The sequence below is a fragment of the Desulfurococcaceae archaeon MEX13E-LK6-19 genome (assembly GCA_029637525.1).
In the GTDB taxonomy this organism is placed as follows: domain Archaea; phylum Thermoproteota; class Thermoprotei_A; order Sulfolobales; family Desulfurococcaceae; genus MEX13ELK6-19.
Genome location: CP072660.1, coordinates 1,344,213 through 1,363,959 on the forward strand (window position 1 = coordinate 1,344,213; position 19,747 = coordinate 1,363,959).

At 43.4% G+C, this 19,747-nt stretch carries 19 protein-coding genes; 8 read left to right on the forward strand and 11 right to left on the reverse strand.

What is annotated here, in order from left to right; all coding sequences use genetic code 11:
• Positions 1-63 precede the first annotated feature (63 nt).
• Positions 64-963 (reverse strand): hypothetical protein, encoded by a 900-nt coding sequence (locus J4526_07105; GenBank protein WFO74835.1) that lies wholly within the window; start codon positions 961-963, stop codon positions 64-66.
• A gap of 149 nt (positions 964-1,112) precedes the next feature.
• A complete protein-coding gene (locus tag J4526_07110) occupies positions 1,113-1,682 on the reverse strand; it encodes a phosphoribosyltransferase (GenBank protein WFO74836.1) in 570 nt (189 codons plus the stop codon).
• A 156-nt stretch (positions 1,683-1,838) separates the two neighbouring features.
• On the opposite strand from J4526_07110, the gene J4526_07115 reads away from it, so the two are divergent.
• From J4526_07115 to J4526_07140, 6 genes are all read left to right on the forward strand, one after another.
• Entirely contained in the window at positions 1,839-3,458 is a 1,620-nt protein-coding gene (locus J4526_07115; GenBank protein ID WFO74837.1) for a CTP synthase, read from the forward strand.
• A 20-nt stretch (positions 3,459-3,478) separates the two neighbouring features.
• The gene (locus J4526_07120) at positions 3,479-4,195 is read left to right on the forward strand and encodes an orotidine 5'-phosphate decarboxylase (protein WFO74838.1); all 717 of its coding nucleotides are present in this window, start codon (positions 3,479-3,481) and stop codon (positions 4,193-4,195) included.
• A 110-nt stretch (positions 4,196-4,305) separates the two neighbouring features.
• The gene (locus J4526_07125; GenBank protein WFO74839.1) at positions 4,306-5,574 is read left to right on the forward strand and encodes a BMP family ABC transporter substrate-binding protein; all 1,269 of its coding nucleotides are present in this window, start codon (positions 4,306-4,308) and stop codon (positions 5,572-5,574) included.
• Positions 5,575-5,683: 109 nt separating this feature from the next.
• Positions 5,684-7,213, forward strand: coding sequence for an ABC transporter ATP-binding protein (locus J4526_07130; GenBank protein WFO74840.1), 1,530 nt, complete (start codon positions 5,684-5,686; stop codon positions 7,211-7,213).
• Between the two features lie 7 nt (positions 7,214-7,220).
• Positions 7,221-8,351 (forward strand): ABC transporter permease, encoded by a 1,131-nt coding sequence (locus tag J4526_07135; GenBank protein WFO74841.1) that lies wholly within the window; start codon positions 7,221-7,223, stop codon positions 8,349-8,351.
• Between the two features lie 37 nt (positions 8,352-8,388).
• On the forward strand, positions 8,389-9,240 hold the full coding sequence (locus J4526_07140) for an ABC transporter permease (GenBank protein WFO76372.1): 852 nt from the start codon (positions 8,389-8,391) through the stop codon (positions 9,238-9,240).
• A gap of 59 nt (positions 9,241-9,299) precedes the next feature.
• Here J4526_07140 and J4526_07145 read toward each other — a convergent pair whose 3' ends face one another.
• The 4 genes from J4526_07145 to J4526_07160 all read right to left on the reverse strand — a co-directional run bounded on the left by J4526_07145 (position 9,300) and on the right by J4526_07160 (position 12,507).
• Complete coding sequence (locus J4526_07145; GenBank protein WFO74842.1) at positions 9,300-10,424, reverse strand: ABC transporter ATP-binding protein; 1,125 nt, start codon at positions 10,422-10,424, stop codon at positions 9,300-9,302.
• 13 nt (positions 10,425-10,437) lie between these two features.
• Positions 10,438-11,220: an ABC transporter permease subunit gene (locus J4526_07150; protein WFO74843.1), complete on the reverse strand. Its 783-nt coding sequence runs from the start codon at positions 11,218-11,220 to the stop codon at positions 10,438-10,440.
• The gene (gene modA / locus J4526_07155) at positions 11,204-12,061 is read right to left on the reverse strand and encodes a molybdate ABC transporter substrate-binding protein (GenBank protein WFO74844.1); all 858 of its coding nucleotides are present in this window, start codon (positions 12,059-12,061) and stop codon (positions 11,204-11,206) included. The genes J4526_07150 and modA overlap by 17 nt, the downstream gene beginning before the upstream one ends.
• Before the next feature lie 242 nt (positions 12,062-12,303).
• A complete protein-coding gene (locus J4526_07160) occupies positions 12,304-12,507 on the reverse strand; it encodes a MoaD/ThiS family protein (GenBank protein ID WFO74845.1) in 204 nt (67 codons plus the stop codon).
• A 395-nt stretch (positions 12,508-12,902) separates the two neighbouring features.
• Here J4526_07160 and J4526_07165 point away from each other — a divergent pair, with 395 nt between their 5' ends.
• A complete protein-coding gene (locus J4526_07165) occupies positions 12,903-13,529 on the forward strand; it encodes a phosphatase PAP2 family protein (protein ID WFO74846.1) in 627 nt (208 codons plus the stop codon).
• Positions 13,530-13,697: 168 nt separating this feature from the next.
• On the opposite strand, the gene J4526_07170 is transcribed toward J4526_07165, so the two are convergent.
• From J4526_07170 to wtpA, 3 genes are read right to left on the reverse strand one after another with little or no spacing between them, the layout of a single operon-like run.
• Positions 13,698-14,420, reverse strand: coding sequence for an ATP-binding cassette domain-containing protein (locus J4526_07170; protein WFO74847.1), 723 nt, complete (start codon positions 14,418-14,420; stop codon positions 13,698-13,700).
• Positions 14,417-15,217: an ABC transporter permease gene (locus J4526_07175; GenBank protein WFO74848.1), complete on the reverse strand. Its 801-nt coding sequence runs from the start codon at positions 15,215-15,217 to the stop codon at positions 14,417-14,419. Before J4526_07175 ends, J4526_07170 begins: the two co-directional genes overlap by 4 nt.
• Before the next feature lie 17 nt (positions 15,218-15,234).
• Positions 15,235-16,239 carry a tungstate ABC transporter substrate-binding protein WtpA gene (gene wtpA / locus J4526_07180; protein ID WFO76373.1) on the reverse strand — a complete coding sequence of 335 codons (1,005 nt, stop codon included), beginning with the start codon at positions 16,237-16,239 and terminating at the stop codon, positions 15,235-15,237.
• Positions 16,240-16,426: 187 nt separating this feature from the next.
• Between wtpA and J4526_07185 the strand changes: the two genes are divergently transcribed.
• On the forward strand, positions 16,427-17,782 hold the full coding sequence (locus J4526_07185) for a phosphoadenosine phosphosulfate reductase family protein (protein WFO76374.1): 1,356 nt from the start codon (positions 16,427-16,429) through the stop codon (positions 17,780-17,782).
• A gap of 12 nt (positions 17,783-17,794) precedes the next feature.
• On the opposite strand, the gene J4526_07190 is transcribed toward J4526_07185, so the two are convergent.
• A complete protein-coding gene (locus J4526_07190) occupies positions 17,795-18,889 on the reverse strand; it encodes an ABC transporter ATP-binding protein (protein ID WFO74849.1) in 1,095 nt (364 codons plus the stop codon).
• A gap of 20 nt (positions 18,890-18,909) precedes the next feature.
• Entirely contained in the window at positions 18,910-19,728 is an 819-nt protein-coding gene (locus tag J4526_07195; protein WFO76375.1) for a carbohydrate ABC transporter permease, read from the reverse strand.
• Between the last annotated feature and the right edge of the window lie 19 nt (positions 19,729-19,747).

Sequence of the window (19,747 nt, forward strand, 5' to 3'; positions counted from 1 at the left end):
GGAAACTACTTGCCATGCCTTAGAGAAATAAAGACTAGTATGAAACCAAGTATACACAATACATTATCTTATTATTTTTGATAACAGTTCTTCGAGTCTATATGAAAATCTCCTCATGAACAATATGCTTAAAACGAATAATATCAGGAATGCTGCTGCGAAAACTAGTTTAAGCGAGAGAATAATGCTAAGTCTTATCATAACGATCTTTTTTATAATTAATGCACCAGACCATGCTATTACTGCGTATTTATAACTATTGATCTCAAGAACTTTTGTGGCTAATTTCGCTGAGTAATACACGGTTAAACAAATAAGTATTTGTGTCAATAATAGTGAGAATACTATAAGTCTATACGTGAGATCGTTGTTAAACATGTTGGTCTCCGCTAGCGAGACAAGCTCAAGCGCATTCATAATATCCTTTTCATTCACTAGGTAATGATCTCTATAGTAAAACAATTGAGTGAAAATATACCCGGCTCCAAATAATAGGTACATGTATACAACACGTACTCCTAGTATAATGAAGTATACTACAAGGAGAGCTACAACTATGTTATACAACGTATTCTCTCTTGAAACAATGTTATCTACGTTGTTACGGTTAAACGCTTTGAGGTCTCTATGCATTATAATGATGGACCCAGTCACTCCACCCAAAACAAAAATGATCGCTATATTTAAGAAAAGCATTGTAAAACTATCGGTTACAGTCTCCATTAAACAAAGCTCGTAAATTCTTGCAGCAAACTCGTCCGCAGCTATTTTCCCATGCATATATAGGTATCCGTAAAAAGCACTAAGTATTGAATCAAAAAACGCTACTCCAAACCTAAGAAGAATATAGAAAATAATAAGGAACCTGGTATACGTGCTTCTGAGCTCCTTCGGGAGAGCATAGAGTTCCTGTATTACTGAACCTGTTATAGTGCTCGTACCTCCAGTAGGAGGTTTATTCAAATCAACACACCTAGATTCCCTTAGCAGTAATATATTCAATATGTTCTGATTAAAATAATGTTGACTTTAATATCTATGGATTGTACTAATAGGTTTGCCAAAAGAGATAGATAGAATCCTTTTTGCCAGGGGAAATAAAAATATGATCGCTATTCTTGTTTAAGTAGTTCAAGGATCTTATTCAATATATGGCTATCGACTTCTTTCAAGCCATCACTTATTTCCTTCAACGCTTTCATTCCTAGTTCACGATATACCTCCAGTAACTCCCATGGGAAGACTACCCAGTTTCTCGTTGTTTTGTAGAAGTAGTCGGGTTTCATTGTTGTCCATGGCTTGACGTATAGTGCTAGTGTCTTGACTTTCTTGGCTCCATGCCTGTATGCTTCTTCTAGGACTAACTGTAGTGTTCTACCTGAATCAACTACATCATCTACTATCAATACTGCTTTATCATACACATCTATGGTTAATGAGTGGAGAATTCTTGGCTTAGCCATTTGTACTCCTGCTTTCTTATAGAATTTTACAGCGATAACACCGATATCCTCGATTCCCAGGAGATCGGATACTATTCTCGCGGGTATAAAGCCTCCCTTGGCGATAGCTATTATGGCGTCGAATTGGTGTCCGTCATTTATTATCTTTTTGGACAAATCGATCAAGGCTTCATGTATTTCATGCCAAGAAACATATTCGAGTACAAGTTCTTGAGGCAAGTTTTCTTTGCACCCGTTTTCAAAGCCCATGTGCTTATGATCCCTCTGATCTCCTTTATTAACATTATTTACTAAATCTTGGTTGCACGCCTTGGCTGTTTAAGTAGCCAAGAATATAAGTAGTGGTCTAGGACTACACTATTATCGTGAACGGCATTGACTAAATACGTTTTCATTACAGGAGGAGTGCTCTCAGGTCTAGGTAAAGGCGTTGTTGTTGCCAGTACGGGTCTTCTCCTGAAGTCCATGGGCTATAATGTGACAGCGATAAAAATAGACCCCTATGTGAACGTTGATGCTGGCACAATGAACCCGTATATGCACGGAGAAGTATTTGTTACAGAGGATGGCGGTGAAACAGACCTAGACCTCGGGCATTACGAGAGGTTTCTCGGCGTCAATCTCAGCAGGAAACACAATATAACGACAGGTCAGATCTACTGGTCTGTTATCGAGAAGGAGAGGAAAGGCGTTTATCTAGGGCAGTGTGTCCAGATAATACCTCATATAACAAACGAGATCAAGGACAGGATCAGGGATGTTGCCAAGGAGACTAATGCTGATGTAGTGCTCGTGGAGATTGGTGGTACCGTCGGGGACATTGAGGGGCTACCGTTTCTTGAGGCAATAAGGCAGATGAGGATTGAGGAGGGATACGAGGATACAATGTTTATACACGTTGCTTTATCACCCATACTATCTACCACGGGCGAGCAGAAGACAAAGCCTGTGCAACACAGTGTCCAGGAGCTACGTAGGATAGGTATACAGCCAGACGCCCTGGTCATAAGGTCTCCGCGTAGTCTCGAAGAAGAAGCCCGTAGGAAGATAGCATTGTACAGCAACCTTCCTATAAAAGCAGTGTTCAGCAACCCTGATGTCGAAACCATTTACGAGGTGCCTATAGTCCTCCATAAGCAAGGCTATACAGAATACATAGCTTCTAGGCTAGGGCTAGAATACCGTGACCCAGATCTCGGTAAATGGCTTGAGTTCGTCAACAGGGTAAAGAATCCTACACGAGAAGTAGTCATCGGCATGGTCGGCAAGTACACTAAGATACGTGACAGCTACATCAGTATAATCGAGGCAGTAAAACACGCTGCAGCATGGCTTGGAGTAAAACCTGTGTTCAAGTGGGTTGAGGCAACAGATATCGAGAACAAGAGGATTAGCCTCAGCGTACTAGACGATGTTGATGGAGCAATAATCCTCCCCGGCTTCGGTAAACGAGGCGCGGAAGGCAAGATAGCTGCTATAAAGTATCTACGTGAGAGAGGCAAGCCTATTCTTGGCATATGCTTTGGCATGCAGTTAATGGTTGTTGAAGCAGCCCGCAACATTGTTGGTCTCGATAAAGCTAATAGCACCGAGATAGACCCGAATACACCGCATCCAGTAGTCGATCTGTTGCCGAGTCAGTATCACGTAGAACACCTCGGGGGCTCGATGAGGCTTGGTGCTCAGCCGATAAGACTTGTCCCAGGTAGTCTAGTACACAGCCTCTACAGGAGGGATATCGTCTACGAGAGACATAGGCATAGATACGAAGTCAATCCGAGCTACATAGACAAACTTGAAAGCGGTGGACTCAGGATCACAGGGTGGAGTCCCGAGGGATACCCGGAGTTCCTCGAGATCAAGAACTACGATAGCTTCTACCTTGGATCCCAGCCACACCCAGAGTTCAAGAGCAGACCACTAGCACCGTCTCCTGTATACTATGGTTTTATGAAGGGTGTTTTAGAGTATAGACTTAGAGAAGAACGTGGATAAGAAATGGGTAGGTGTGGTTTGTGAAGAGAAAACCACGTCTCATAATAGCTCTTGACCCTCCACCCGATGTTGACGCCTATAACTGGGCTATAGACATTATAGAGTCTACTAGGGATCTAGTGGCAGGCTATGAAGTCGGGTTAACTCTTCTTGTTAAACTACGTGGACTCGAGGAGCTGAAGGACATAATAAATGCTATGAAGAACGTTGAACTAAAGATCGCTGACTTCAAGCTCGCCGACATATCTGACATGATGCTTCTCGCTGTCGAGCCTCTCGTGAAAATAGGGTTCAACGCTTTTACAGCCCATGCATTCATAGGCTACGACAAAGGCTTGAAAGAGCTCAGCGAGTACCTTGCATCAAACAACGCTAGGCTACTGACTATAGTATCGATGAGCCATCCCGGCGGAGTATCTTTCCTCGATCCTGTGCTCGATAAACTGCTTGGCCTAGCCGTCAGAGCAAACTCATGGGGTATCATAGCACCGGCTACACGCCCCTGGGTTATAAGGAAGGCACGTAGGCTTCTCGAGGACTATGGGTGGAGACACATAAAGATAATATCGCCGGGAATAGGCATCCAGGGAGCCAAGCCCGGGGATGGGCTTCTGGCTGGTGCTGATTACGAGGTTGTAGGCAGACTGATCACAAGGGATATTGATCCCCGGAATAAAGCGATGGAGGTTGTGGAGATTCATCAGAGGATTATTGAGCGTGTTGAAGAAATGAAGTAGAATTACACCTTGTTTATACTCTTTCATACCGGGAAATACATTTATCCCTCGTGCATTCTTTTAATAATAGTAGTTAGCACACCACAAGTTTCTCAATGGTGAATAGTTTTATGCGTGGGAAGAAAGGTATAACTAAGACCGCTCTTGCAGCTATAATAGTCCTCATAATAATAATCGGTGTAGCAGGAGCATACTACTTCTTGTACATGAAGCCTGCCGCGCCGAAAGAGAAGACGAAAATTGCTGTTGTCTACGACATTGGTGGACGTGGTGACCTAAGCTTCAACGACATGGCCTACCTCGGTGCATCAAAGGCAGCTAAGGACTTCGGACTAGAACTAGTTGAGGTACAGAGTAAAACAGAGTCCGACTACCTACCAAACCTTAGAACCCTCGCTAAATCAGGAGAATACGTTGTCATCATCGCGGTAGGATTCCTAATGACAGATGCTGTCAAACAGGTTGCTGACGAGTATCCAGACCAGCTCTTCGCCATAATCGACGGCTACATACCAGACAAACCCAACGTACTAAGCGTTCTATTCAAAGAGCATGAAGGCAGCGCATTAGTTGGAGCCTTGGCAGCCATGGTTGCACACTACTACAACTGTAGCGCAGTCGGCGTAGTCCTTGGCATGGAGATACCAGTCCTATACAAGTTCGAGGCAGGATACTACTGGGGCATCAGGTACGGTGAAGAAATATACAAGCAACACACAGGTGAGAACATTACACCACTAAACGTGCTCTGGACCTACACTGGAGCATTCAACGACCCAGCTAGAGGCAAGACTGCTACACAGGCACAGCTCGCACAAGGTGCTTGTGTCGTCTACAACGTTGCTGGTGCTACAGGTCTAGGTATCTTCGAGGCTGTTGAAGAGAAGTGTAAAGCTGAGGGCAAGGAGTATGGTCCACCATTCGCTATTGGTGTAGACAGCGACCAAGACTGGATCAAGCCAGGATACATCATAGCTAGCATGATGAAGAGAGTAGACGTAGGTGTATACACTGCTGTCAAGAGAGCACTAGACTACTACGACGGCAAGATCGAGACTTACGGCGGAATACTCGAGCTAGGTCTCAAAGAAGGCGGTGTTGCCATAAGCAAGCTAGAAGACCTAGAGACATTCCTTGCAATTGCCGAACAAGCTGGTAAGGAGATAAACAAGACCTATATCATCAACAAGGTTAAGGCTATGAGAGAAAGGATACCCGACTGGATATGGGATGAAGTAGACAAGCTAGCCGAGAAACTCAAGACAAACCCAGACATCGAGGTTATGGGACTCAAGTTCTCAGACATAGAGAAGATGATACCACTTGATGCAGACGAGATCAAGCAGATACGTCAACAACTAGGAGTACCAACAGGCTAGCCTTGGTTTAATCTCATAAAAATAATCCCAACATTAATTTTTTATAGAAACTCCTTCTTAATACCTATATCATAGACTCTGTGGAAAGAATTTTCTTAGAGGATGCTCTATGGCGAAGGGGGATACTATAGTATACATGAAGAACATTGTTAAAGTATATCCCGACGGTACCGTAGCGCTCCGCGGCGTTGACTTCGAGGCTCGTGAAGGAGAGATACATGGTCTACTGGGAGAGAATGGTGCAGGAAAAACAACCCTAATGAAGATACTCTCGGGTCTATTAAAACCTACCCAGGGAGAAATCTATATCAGAGGCAAGAAAGTGAGCTTCAAGAGCGCCTCGGAGGCACTCAAACACGGTATTGGTATGGTGCACCAGCATCTAGCTCTTGTGCCAGTATTCACGGCATTCGAGAACATAGCACTTGGTCTCCCCTTGAAGACTGTTAAGAGAGAAGAAATAGTCAAACTTATGGAGGAAACAGGGCTGAAGATACCTCTCGACGCTGTTGTCGAGGATCTTCCACTCGGTGTTAGACAAAGAATAGAGATCCTTAAGATGCTCTACCGTAACGTCAAGATACTCATCCTAGACGAGCCAACAACAAACCTTACACCAACAGAAACCAAGGAGTTATTCAGGACACTAAAAGTATTGAAAGAACAAGGTAGAACAATAATTTTCATAACACACAAGCTACGTGAAGTCATGGAGATAACTGATAGAATAACTGTTCTAAGGAGAGGACGTGTAGTAGGTGTTGTCGAGACAAAGAATGTTACTCCAGAGCAATTAGCAAAAATGATGGTTGGGCGTGAGGTAGTATTTAAGATCGAGAAGAAACCAGCTAAGCCACGTGAGCCAGCCCTTATAGTCAAGGACTTGTGGGTGAAAAGCGACTTAGGAGGCTGGGCTGTTAAAGGAGTTTCGTTCGAAGTTAGAGCAGGAGAGATCTTTGGCATAGCCGGTGTCGAAGGTAATGGACAGACAGAGCTCATCGAGGCGATAACTGGTCTACGCAAGGTAGAGAAAGGAGAGATCATTCTATTGGGCAAGAAGGTGACAAACAAGAACCCAGCTGAACTCTACAAGATGGGTCTCGGCCACATACCTGAGGATAGAACAAAACTGGGACTCATACTCGAGATGAGTATAGCTGAGAACGCTATACTGGGTATACATAAGAACGCGGAGTTCCTCGGCAAATACTATACACTGAACTGGGATAACATATTCAAGCATGCCGAAAACGTTATCAACAGGTTCGATATAATCGCGCCTGGAGTCAAAGCCCCAGCGAAAAGTCTTAGCGGTGGTAACCAGCAGAAACTTGTTGTTGGACGTGAGATAAGTAAGCAACCAACAGTCATTATTGCTGCACAGCCAACACGAGGACTTGATGTCGCTGCTACAGAGTACATAAGGAAACTATTGATAAAAATGAGAGATGAAGGAAAGGCTGTTCTCCTGGTTTCAGCTGATCTAGATGAGGTTTTACAGCTTAGTGATAGAATGGCCGTTATGTATGAAGGAAAGTTCATGGGTATTGCTCGTCCCGAGGAGTTAACCAAGGAACAAATTGGTTTAATGATGGGTGGTTATACTCTTGAACAAGTTCTAGCCCGAGCCAAGAGGTGAACATGGAATGTTTGGTTTCGGGAAACAGAAAAAGAAACCATCTTCTCAAGAAGAGATTTCCTTTAAGGAACTCTACGAGAAGTATCGTGAACAAATAGAGCGTCTCATAGAGATCATCGTAGCGATAATAGTGGGATTCGTGATAGCAGGTATTATAATGGCTCTCGGAGGCTATGACCCCATCAAAGCGTATAGCGCCATGTTTGAGACATCGTTCTCGCTAGAGGACCCATATTATCTCGCGATGACTCTTAGTTTCGCAACACCACTAATGCTTACAGCGCTGACGTTCGCTGTTGGTGTTCGCGCAGGATTATTCAACATAGGTGCTGAAGGACAGGTGTACATGGGCGCACTTGGAGCCATAATTGTTGCATCGATGACTCTTCCCGGACCACTATACTTCCCACTAGCATTCCTGCTTGGCATGTTCCTTGGATCTCTATGGGGTCTTATTGCTGGTGTGCTGAAGTCTTTCCGTAAAGTAAACGAGGTTGTGACGACAATAATGTTGAACTGGATAGCGTACTGGATTGTAGAGTATGCTAGAGTATATGTCTATGCCGACCCAGAGAGACCAGAGAAAACAATTAGTATGCCGGAAGCAGCAAGACTACCAATACTAGTCCCTGGATCAGAGCTCTCGCTAGCATTCATTATAGCTTTGGGTGTCGTTATACTAGTCTACTATCTACTATGGCATACTGTCCTAGGCTATGAGATAAGAGCAACAGGTATGAACCCTAATGCCGCGAGATACGGTGGTATAGACCCTAGGCTTGCAATGCTATCAGCATTCATGATCGGTGGTGTCACAGCAGGTATTGCTGGTGTGCTAGAGATTTGTGGTAGACCACCAACATACGCTATAACAACAGGATTGTCGAACCTAATGGGCTTAGGTTTCGACGGCATAGCCGTATCGCTTATAGGGGCAAACCACCCGCTAGCAATAATCCCTGCAGCAATATTCATTGGCGCATTGACATCGGGTTCACGTGGTATGCAAATTGTTGCCGGTGTACCCCTAGAGATGGTCAAGGCTGTACAAGGTATAATCATTATGGCCTTGGCTGTACCGGGTCTCGTACGTTTACTCAAAACAAAATTCAGGAGGGGGATAAGTGTTGGAGTCTAGCCTCATCCTTGACCTAATAAGGGATACCACATTCGCTATGACACCACTCCTACTCGCTGCTCTCGGAGAATTGTTTACTGAACGAGCAGGTATTGTAAATATTGGACTGGAAGGAATAATGCTGTTGTCGGCTCTAGCAGCTGTTGCCGTTGCAGAAGCATTCGTGAACCCATGGATAGGAGTACTTGCTGGCGTCGGCATGGGTGTCCTGATAGGTCTTATTCACGGCTATATATCAGCCTACTTCAAAGGAGACCAGATCATTAGTGGTCTCGGTATAAACCTGTTCGCACTAGGCTTCGTGGCTTTCGCTATAGAAGCGATATGGGGAGTTAGAGGCTACCACACACCACCCTATGAAGCCAAGGTACCCAGGATACCTGGGCTAGAGATATCACCGATCTTCATAGCATCGATTATACTAGTTATAGTAACATACTATATACTCTACAGAACAAGCCTTGGCCTCAAAATACGTGCTGTAGGCGAGAACCCCGAGGCAGCTGACGTAGTTGGAGTACACGTGGAGAGAATGCAGTTATTTGCAACAGTCTATGGTGCAGCACTAACTGGACTCGCAGGAGCATTCCTTAGCATAGACTGGCTGGCAGCCATAACCAAGGAGTTGCCGGCAGGCAGAGGATTCATAGCACTGGCCATAGTGAACTTCAGTAACTGGAATCCACTACTAGCTCTTGGAGGTAGTGTACTATTTGGCTTCTTCTGGGTGCTCGGCGAATGGCTTAAGAACATAGGTACAGTGAAAGCAGTAATCCCGATAACACTCATGAACACAATACCCTACATAGCAACATTAGTGGTCACTGCAGGAATAATAGGTAAATCAAGACCACCGAGACACGTTGGAAGACCCTACAAGAGAGAGTAATGGATGCAATATTGTTTTTATTCTACCAATTAAGTATTTTTTGTAGCCATAACCGCTAATTACTTGATTCTACTTAATGCCAATGCTTTTGGTGGGATATGTATGTATACTTTGTTCCCAGGCTTTATCTTGTCTAGTATCTCTAGAAGATAACCTCTCCCCACCTCTGCTTTAACAACAGTATTGATGTCTCGTAGTCTTAGCTCTAGCTTAATATTGCATTTGGTGACCTGTATACTAGATACAATTGCTTCGAACACGTTTATTTTTATCCCACTATATTTACTAGAGACTATAACCACGTCATCAGGTCTAAAAAGCAGGAATACTTTGTCGCCTGCTCTCAGCCTATTATTGGTATTCGAGACATATACTATGGCTTTCGTGCTCTCACTAAGCAATATCTTCATGAAACCATTACCAATGGTGTTCACGGTACCCTTCAGCATATTGAATCCAAGGAATCTAGCTGCTTCCTCCGATTCTATCTCCGAGAGCATGTTATCGGAAGTTCCTTTTCCAGCTATGCGCCCGTTAATTAGAACAAATATTTTATCAGATAAGATCCAGGCATCATTCAGATCATGTGTCACCATCAATGTGGTAACTCCTATTCTTCTGAGTATGCTTCTGAGCTTTACTCGGGCACGCTCTCTAAACATTGGGTCTATTGAGCTAAAGGGCTCGTCTAGAAGGAGGACTTCCGGGTCAGGTGCTAGGGCTCTTGCTATCGCTACTCTTTGTCTCTCACCACCACTTAGCTGGTGGGGATACTCTTTCTCTATACCGCTAATCTCCATGATATCCATTAGCTCTTTTACTCTACGTTTAATCTCGTTTTCACCGAGCTTCATACGCTTAAGCCCAAATGCTATGTTCTCGTACACATTGAGATGCGGGAATAACGCGTAATCTTGTGGTACATAGCCTACATTCCTATGCTCTGGAGGTACATTAACCTCAATTGGTGATCCGTTGAGTTTCTGGAAAACAAGCTTACTGCCTATAATTATTCTTCCAGAATCAGGATTGATTATACCAGCTACTATGTTTAGTAATGTTGTTTTTCCAGCACCATTGGGGCCGAGTAGTACGGCTAGTTCCCCGCGTCTTACATGTAATGATATATTGTCTAGTATTTTCCTCCTACCAAAATACTTGCTTACAGACTCTACAACGAGCATACTGTAGACACCTCTATATCATGATCGTTTTCTTTTTCTCGATAATGTTCAGGGCCACCAACGTGATGAATGCTATGATCAATAGTATTACTAGAAGCGCTATAGTCAAAGCTATATCGCCTGATGTCAACGCCAAGTATATTGCTATAGGGAGAGTCTCTGTCTTGAACCTGGTTGCCCCAGCCAAGGTGACTGAAGCACCGAATTCTCCTAGTGCTCTACTAAACCCTAGTATGAAAGCGGAGAATACACCGGTCTTACTCATGGGCAATACTACTTTGTATAGAACAGCGGTTCTGCTATAGCCTAGTGTTCGTGCTACAGCTTCGTACTTTATATCAACCATGTCGAAAGTGGATTTCAGTATTTTCGTCATCATCGGCAGTATGACAGTGTATTGGGCTACAACTAGTCCTGGTACTTCGAATACTATACTGAACAATGAATCCAGTGTCTTACCAGCAAAAGTATTGGTGAAGAATATGAGTAGTATTGTTCCGAGGGCTACTGGTGGCATGGCGAATGGGATCATAAGTATTGTCTCTACAACACTCTTTCCCCTGAAATTATGTCTAGACAAAACATAGGCTAGCGGTATGCTTGTAGACAAGGCGGCTATTGTCGCTGTCAATGATGTTATTAAGCTTAGTTTAACGGCAAAAACAGCCTCTTCAGAAAAAATCATTTGTAGCGACTTTAAGCCAGCCCAAGTAATAGTTGACACTACTATATACAAAAACAATAGAGCCATAATACACGGTAAGAGCAGTGGAGCGTATTCAGCCACTCGTTGCATTAATCTCTGGTACCTCGGCATAGGGTGCATATTCTCTAGCCTCTTCTATTGTCGCGAAGTAATGGTATTTCCTAAAGACTTCTTTAGCGAACTCCGAGGTTGTAACGAATTCTATGAATTTCAGAGCAAGGTCTATGTTCTTACAGAACTTGGTTACACCTATGGGTATATAGGAGATCTTTGGTATTTGCTCCGGTTTAAGCCATATGATCTCTGTTTTATCCGGGTACCAGTAGTGGAAAACATGCCAGCCGATAATAGCATCAACAGCTCCTGTGGCAGGCAACATGGCTGTCTTTGAGCAGCTTTCAGCATAAACAACAATATTATCTTTGACAACATCATATAATCCATTGTACTTAAGTAGATCAACCGCATATTCTCCTACACAAACAGTCTCAGGATCACCTATACCAATCCTTACTCCAGGTTTCGCCAAGTCTTCGAGACTAGTGATATTCTTTGGGTTACCCTTGGGGACGATTATTGCTGGCACAAGGTATGCAACTATCTTCACAGTATTAGGGTCGACTACACCATCCTCAATAGCCTTTATCATGTAATCAGGGGAGCCAGGAGCAAAAATATCGCCATCTTTTGTTATCTCTAGGACAGTAAGGACTTTACCAGAACCACTGAAATACGCCTCGACTTTAATCCCTGTTTCTTTCTCAAACTCCTCGATTATCTCTCTCCAAGGCTTCTCGGCTGCAGCACCAGCAAAGAACTTCAATACAGGTCTTTCTTCTTCTCTAGCAAGGCTATTGATTACATTGGATAAAGCAAATCCAACAATCACGCCAATAATAAATACACCAATTATAATCACTGTGTACTTCATAACAAATCCCTCATCTTGTAAATAAGCGTGCTTGACAATTAAAAATATTTATGGGAAAATAATTCAAACAATTCTGTTTGACAAAAAGAGCCTACAAGCAATAACGGTTTTACACATCATGTGGAGTAACAGGTTGATTACCAAGGACAAGAACATACTGGTATGATGCTTCTTTAAGACAAATAGCAGAGACTATAACTCATTACCAAAAACATTAAGAAATCATCAATTATATTGACGGGCTATCCTCCCGTAGCGACTCTAACTAGTTTAACATCATCACCTTCCTTCACGATGTAATCTAGGTCTTCTATCAAGTGGTTATTTACAAGTACTGCTACATCATCTTCGTCAAAATCAAACCGCTCAAGAATATCCCTGACCCTCAATTCTTTCTCCTCAAACTCTATAACCTTCCTATCAGGTATCAACAAAACCTTAATCATAATCGATGCATCCCCACATTTCCTATTTGAATAGAACATGTTACATTAGGAGGCTGATATACTTATCCAACCAATACTTGTAACAGATTCAACGCTGATAACAATATTTCGACTGATATTAATGGCATGATTTTCTTTTATAGGGTTTAACAAATATTAGTAATAGTAGGTGATGAAGGCCAGGACAAAAGAGCCCGTAGTGGGCAATGACTTCAACCCTGGTTACTGAAGTTTTTTCAGGTCATATTTTGCGGAGCTATGAATATATTGCTTAGAGCTAAAGAAGAGACTTAATTTAATATGTATCTTAAAATAATGCTTTATTAATTACTATTATGTGTTTATGTATGTGTAGAAAATTAATAGTGAACATTAATAATCATGGTGTTGAAGCTATGTTAAAGAAAGTATGCTATTTCATAGACTACTATCCTGACCTTGCTGTCTTTATCAGTGTCTTGATTACATCTCTACTCCAGGCGGTTATCGGTAATAGTATTGATGTCTTGGTGTTCGCTATCTTCATGATGTTGATTAGCTTTGCGGTCACACTCCCGGTAAACATCATAGTAAAGAATATGCTCAGAACAAAGCGGCCGAAGAACTACTATGACCACTATGGATGTGTGAAAAATGTGTTTGAAGGATCTTTCCCGTCGTTCCATGCGCAATTCGCGTTTAGTGTAGCAACATCATATATCGTGGCAATATACTTCACGAGCCCTGAGAGCATCCGTTTGCTTGCAACAATACTAGCAATTCTTACCTCAGGAGTAACAGCTCTAATAGTTGCATGGTCAAGGGCTTGCCTAGGCGTACACTATCCTGTAGACATTGTAGGAGGTATTATCATAGGGTTCGTAACCGGGTTTGCAACCGCCTATACACTAGTATCGCTCCTAAAGAATACGCCGATGATATACCAGATTATAGGTTGTATGATCTTCTTTGCCTCGATATACTTGCTCTCAAGAAAAGCGAGAATAAAGAGGGCGTCGGCAGTCTATATCAATCCCGAATAGTTACATGATTAAACATTGATCTAAAACTGAATACCGTATAGATGCCCTTGTAACAACACATACATGACTACTTTATTACCTGGCTTGCTACTGTATTTCCTAATGGAGTGAAGAGAATTGCACGGACTGACTCCCGTGATGATCCTCCACCGGGTCTGACCGTTTTCTCTAAAGCCTTACCTTTTCCAGAAGATGCCTTACTTCCTTGAGGTATGGTGCAGCCCATTCTGTTTTGAGGAATTTCTCTGGTGTTGCAACGATCTTTAGTTCTCCCTCCTCTATGTAGGCTATCTTGTCGGCTAAGTATACCGCTTCTGCTAGGTGATGAGTCACATGAATTGCTGTGAAACCCAGTTTCTTATGGAGTTCCTTGAGGAACTCCATGGCTTTTGTTTTTATCCGAGGGTCCAGGTTAGAGAAGGGCTCGTCAAGCAATAGTATCCTGGGCTCTACTACTAGTGCTCTAGCAAGTGCTACACGTTGCTGTTCACCACCAGATAATGTACGTGGTTTTCTATAGAGTATTTTCTCCAAACCAAGAGTACGTGCTATTCCGATTACTTTCTTCTTGATTACTTCCTCGCTTTGCCCTCGTGCACGAAGCCCATAAGCTATATTATCGTAAACACTCATGTGTGGGAATAACCCATAGTCCTGTGGTATAATAGTTATTCCTCTCTTTTCTGGGGGCTCATGTGTGACATCAACACCGTCTATAATGATCCGTCCTCTCCTCGGCTTTATCACTCCTAGTAGCGTGTAGAGTAGAACAGTTTTCCCTACACCACTAGGCCCCATGATAACAAGATACTCTCTATCATTAACCACGAGTTCCTCTATCCAAAGCCTAAAGTCTTTGAGTTCCACGAGCAGATCCTCTACTTTAATCATCTACGCGTCACCACCATTCTTAATAGTGTGAACAGGATGAGCGAGACTACTACCAGTACTATTGATAAAGCTATAGCATACTGGAGTCCATAGGTGTTAAACCATTCTATGACAAGAACGTTGATTGTTTTTGGATAATACGCTACTATCAGTATAGCGCCTACCTCGCTTACTGCACGAGCCCACGATAGTATGAACCCTGCTATAATGCTGTGGAATGAGATCGGGAGTGTTACAGTGAAGAAGACCCTCCATGGGCTTGCACCGAGGCTCCTAGCTATATATTCGTACATGGGGTCAACGTCTTGTATGCCCACCTTAACTGTATCAATCATTATCGGTGCTGAGACGAACAACATTACCGCCACTATACCCCAGAAACTATCGGCAATAGGTATCCCCAGAGTGCTTGTTACTGATGAAAACAAGCCGCGTCTACTATATGCCACAAGAATCATTATACCAGCTACAGCATGGGGTATCATCAGCGGGATATCGATTAGCCCCTCGAGTATATTCTTGCCTGGGAAATCCTTTCTGGCGAGAATGTATGCTAGTGGAATACCGATGACCAAGAGTAGTATTGATGAGAGTGTTGCAGCAAGCATAGTCCTATAGAATGCAGCCCAAGCTTCTTCCGCGAGAACACGGTCTTTAAACAAGGCTTTCTCGAATACCATGGGATCCATCATGAGGAACAATGCGATAATTGGTGCCAAGAGGAACAGTATTGTTATAGATGATAAAACCGCTATTGTCAGAAAAAACGATTCAAACCTATAGAACTTCTTAGACATAGAGGATCCTCTCATCCCTAGCCTTTGAGCTCCTCTGGTACATCACCATAGAATATCGGCTTTTCGAGGAAAGGCTGTCCTAGGCTGTTGAATATCTCTCTTCCTGTATCACTGAGCAGTAGCTTAATGAACTTTATTGCTAGATCCCTGTTTTCAGCGTTTAAAGGTATTGTGGCTCCGTATGTTATTGTCTTGATTAATATGCTTCTCTCGTCATCTGTGCCAACAAGAATCTTTACTGTTACCCTGTTGTAGACTTGTTCTAGTGATGGGTCGCTCAAGTTTATTTCCTTAGGCAGCTCTATGTAGCTGAGATTGTGTTGCACGGCAACACTCTTGTACTCAAAAGCGTAATCAAGCACGCCGCTTTCAAGCAGTGAAATCAGGTCAACACTCTTAGGCCTAATCATGAGATCATCTGCATATACCTGGAGATTAGCCGGGACGGTGACTATTGCCGTGTTATTCGATATTTCTACCTTTATGTTCGTCTTATTCGTTATGAGACCAAGTATCGATGGGTCGTTATAGTACATGCTGGCAAGCACTATAACCGCTACACTACGATAGCCACAGGGGTCTTTATTGGGGTCTGAGAAACCCCATTTGACGTCTTCTCGTGCCAGGATCTCATACCATTTGTCTGGATGCTCTCTTAGTTCATCAGCGTATTTCGACGTATTCGTGAACGCTAGGACTACCTCGTTTGTAGCGAACACGACGTACCAACTAGCATAATCAGGGATCATGTATTTCTTTATGAGAGTATAATCGGCTACAGCCAGGACATCAGCTGTTTTACCTAGATCGGTTATTTTCCTTACAGCTTCAACACTACCACTAGCCTCTATGTGTACTTTAACACCATATTCTTTCTCATAAATTGCTGCTAGTTTCTGTAATGGTATTCTCAGCGAGCCTGCACAAAAGATCTTTAAGGTTTTCTCTTCACCCATGAACCACATGAAGTAGGCGATAGCAATGCCCGCTATGAGGGCTATTGCTATAGCTATTATTAGGATGTAGTTTCTCGACAACTGCTACACCTGAGAGGACTCTTTTTCCCGCAATAATACTCGGTGGGCTCTAGTTTAAAAACATTTATGGTATGCTATCTGTTATGGTGTTCTATGAGTTTATCGAACAAATGGGATCGTGAGACAAGTATTTTTGACCCTAATACAAGATATATGGCTAGGCTATGATGTTATGCTTGAGGTTATAGTTCGTAGTAAACGCGATGCAGACGCTATGAAGGCTGTGTTTAGGACGTTTTATGGTGAATGGGATTTCAGAGTACATACTCTGCATGGTGCACGTAGTCTTGACAAAGCATTAGAAGAGATCAAGGATATTGTTGACGATGATAAATTCTATGTGTTGCTTCTTGGCAGAGAAGATGAGAAGGTCGCTATGGAGCTTGATCACATTCTGCCACCTAATATCGCTGTACATATTGTCCCACGGGCAAAGATAAGGAATACGCGTATAGAACACTTGGCACACGAACTCGATGTTGCAAGAAGCAAGATCAGGCTTGCGGTATGCTGGGACAATGACTCTAAAACATATGTTTTCATGTTACGCTCGGGAGATAGGCTCCCAGGGTATGAGTATAATCCTGCTTATGATGTATTCCTTGGTTTAAACACGTGTATGCTCGAGGAGATTCTTGGAGGAAAAATTTGTGGTACACCGCTTTTGGTTAGGAAGTTTGGTGGAGAACATGACGTATATTGTGGCAAAGAGCTTGTGGGTAAGCTAGAGATACCTGATGAAGGGTTTAAGCCTACGGGGAAGCTCTTCAAGCAACCCGATGGTGATGTTGGTACTAGTCTTGATAAGGTCATTGAGGTTAATAGGAAGTCTATGGAACTCTATGAGAGAGTCTCAAAGAGCTTCCTAAGCAAGTATAGAGACTGGGCTGACACAGTGATAGTACCGTGGAGTGGTGGTAAAGATAGTACTGCAGCTCTCCTCCTAGCCCTGGATGTTTTCCCGAAGAACAAGATCAAGGTTATGTTCGCTGATACAGGAACGGAGTTCCCGCAGACAATAGAGTACGTAGAAAAGATCGCAAAGATCCTCGGCATAAAAGTCCATAGAGTCTACGCTGGTGTTGACAAGGGTATTCTCGAGGAAGGAATGCCTATGCCCACGCACAGCAATAGATGGTGTACGGGAAGGAAGATAGCCAGTATAGAGAACGGGCTTAGAGATCTTGCTGAAGGCAATACGTTGATCATAACAGGCGACCGTGATGTCGAGTCGAGGACCAGGAGTGCTAGACCCCCAGCTAGACACGGTGAGGAAAGAGTCATGATAGTATCGCCTTTAAAACTATGGAGTACAGCTCATGTACAGCTCTACATATTATCGAAAGGCATACCAATGAACCCATTGTACTACATGGGGTTCTACAGGATAGGCTGCTACATATGCCCGGCTCTGAGAAGCTGGGAGATATACATTATGTTGAATAATAAAGAGCTTAGACAGAGTCTTGACAAGCTAGAGTTGTTTAGGAGATTTATAGAATACAGGATGAAGTTAAAGGAAAAATAAGGTAGTTATAAGCTAGACTATGGCTTCCCCGGTTTTCTTGTTGAATATGTGTAGGTACTTCATTACTGGTTTGACATAGATTTTTGCTCCAATAGGATAGTCCACGTCTCCCTTGACTACTACTTTGAATATTTTCTTGCCGACTTTAGCGTTTATCACGGTCTCCGAGCCAAGAGGCTCAACAACATATACTTCTGATTCAATACTGTTCTCCACTGGTTTATCATAGATCTCCATGTGCTCGGGTCTTATGCCTATTACTACTTCTCCTCCACCGCCAATACTCTTCTCCACAATACTGCCTATCTCTGGGTCTAGCACTAGCTTGAAATCACTTGCGTCGAGTATGTACTTGTTCTCCTTGACGGTGAATGTCGCGTCGAAGAAGTTCATTGGCGGGGATCCTATGAAGCCTGCTACGAATATGTTTGCGGGCTTCAAGTATAGTTCGCGTGGTTTACCTACTTGCATTATTCTTCCTTTGTTCATGACTGCTATTCTGTCGGCCATAGTCATTGCTTCTGCCTGGTCGTGGGTCACGTAGATCGTGGTTATTCCTAGTTCTTTCTGGAGTCTCTTGAGCTCGGCTCTCATGTATACCCTTAGTTTAGCGTCAAGGTTGGACAAAGGCTCGTCCATGAGGAAGACACGTGGTCTACGTACGAGAGCACGTCCCAAAGCTACACGTTGTTGTTCTCCACCGGATAACTGTCCTGGTTTCCTGTCGAGTAGGTGGTCTATGTGGAGTAGCTTGGCTACTTCACGGACACGCTTATCTATTTCTTGTTTACTAAGCCCCATGTTCTCGAGTGGGAAGGCAAGATTCTTGTATACGGTCATGTGTGGGTAGAGTGCGTAGTTCTGGAAGACCATTGCTATGTCTCTCTTGTTCGGAGGGACATCGTTCACTATCTTGTCGTCTATGAGAACATAGCCTTCGTCAGGGTCTTCAAGTCCAGCTATTATTCTCAGTGTAGTTGTTTTACCACATCCACTTGGTCCCAGGAGTACGAAGAACTCACCGTCATTAATCTTGAGGGACACGTGGTCTACAGCTACTACTCGACCAAACCTTTTGACTATATTACGGAGCTCGACTTTAGACACACGGGGTCACCCCCATGGGTTTAGACACCTTTCAGGGCCCCTGCCAGGAGACCCCTCACGAAGTATCTACCCAGGAAAATGACTATGATCGTTGGCGGCAGTATTGCTATCACAGAACCCGCCATCAATGTATTCCACGAGACCGTTGTTGTACCTCTTAGGTTTGCTATTTCTGGCTGGACAGTTCTGACCAATGGGTTAGTGCTTAGTGTTACTGCTATCAGGAACTCGTTCCATATGTTCATGAATATTATTATTGTAGTCGATATTATGCCGGGTAAGGCGACAGGCAATACTACCTTGAAGAATGTTTTTATCGGTGTAGCACCATCAATCAACGCCGCTTCCTCTAGATCCTTGGGTATTGTCATGAAGAATGCCGCTGAGATCAATGCAGCCCATGGGCTGAATAGTATTGTGTAAGCCAGTATCAGGCCTATATGAGTGCCCATGAGCCCTATACTAGACAGTATCTGTACTATAGGTATCAATACTATCTGGTACGGTATGAATGACGCCACAGCTATCGTGAAGAATAGTAGTTGTGCACCCTTGAACCTATATCGCGCTAGATAGTAGCCGGCCATTATGCCTATTAGTACGGCAAGGAATGTCGCTGGCAGCGAGACTATTATGCTGTTGAAGAATCCTCGCGATATCCTATTCCATGCCTCTATCCATGGGTCTAACAACGGGTTTGAAGGTGGTTGCAATACATTGCTTTGGTATATTTCTCTATTGCTCTTCGAGGCAGTAACTATTGCTATGTATAGTGGGAGAATCCATACCACCGACACTAATACGAGCACCAGGTAGGCAATAGCGATCTTTAGGTACATTCCATACTTGGTGCTGAAC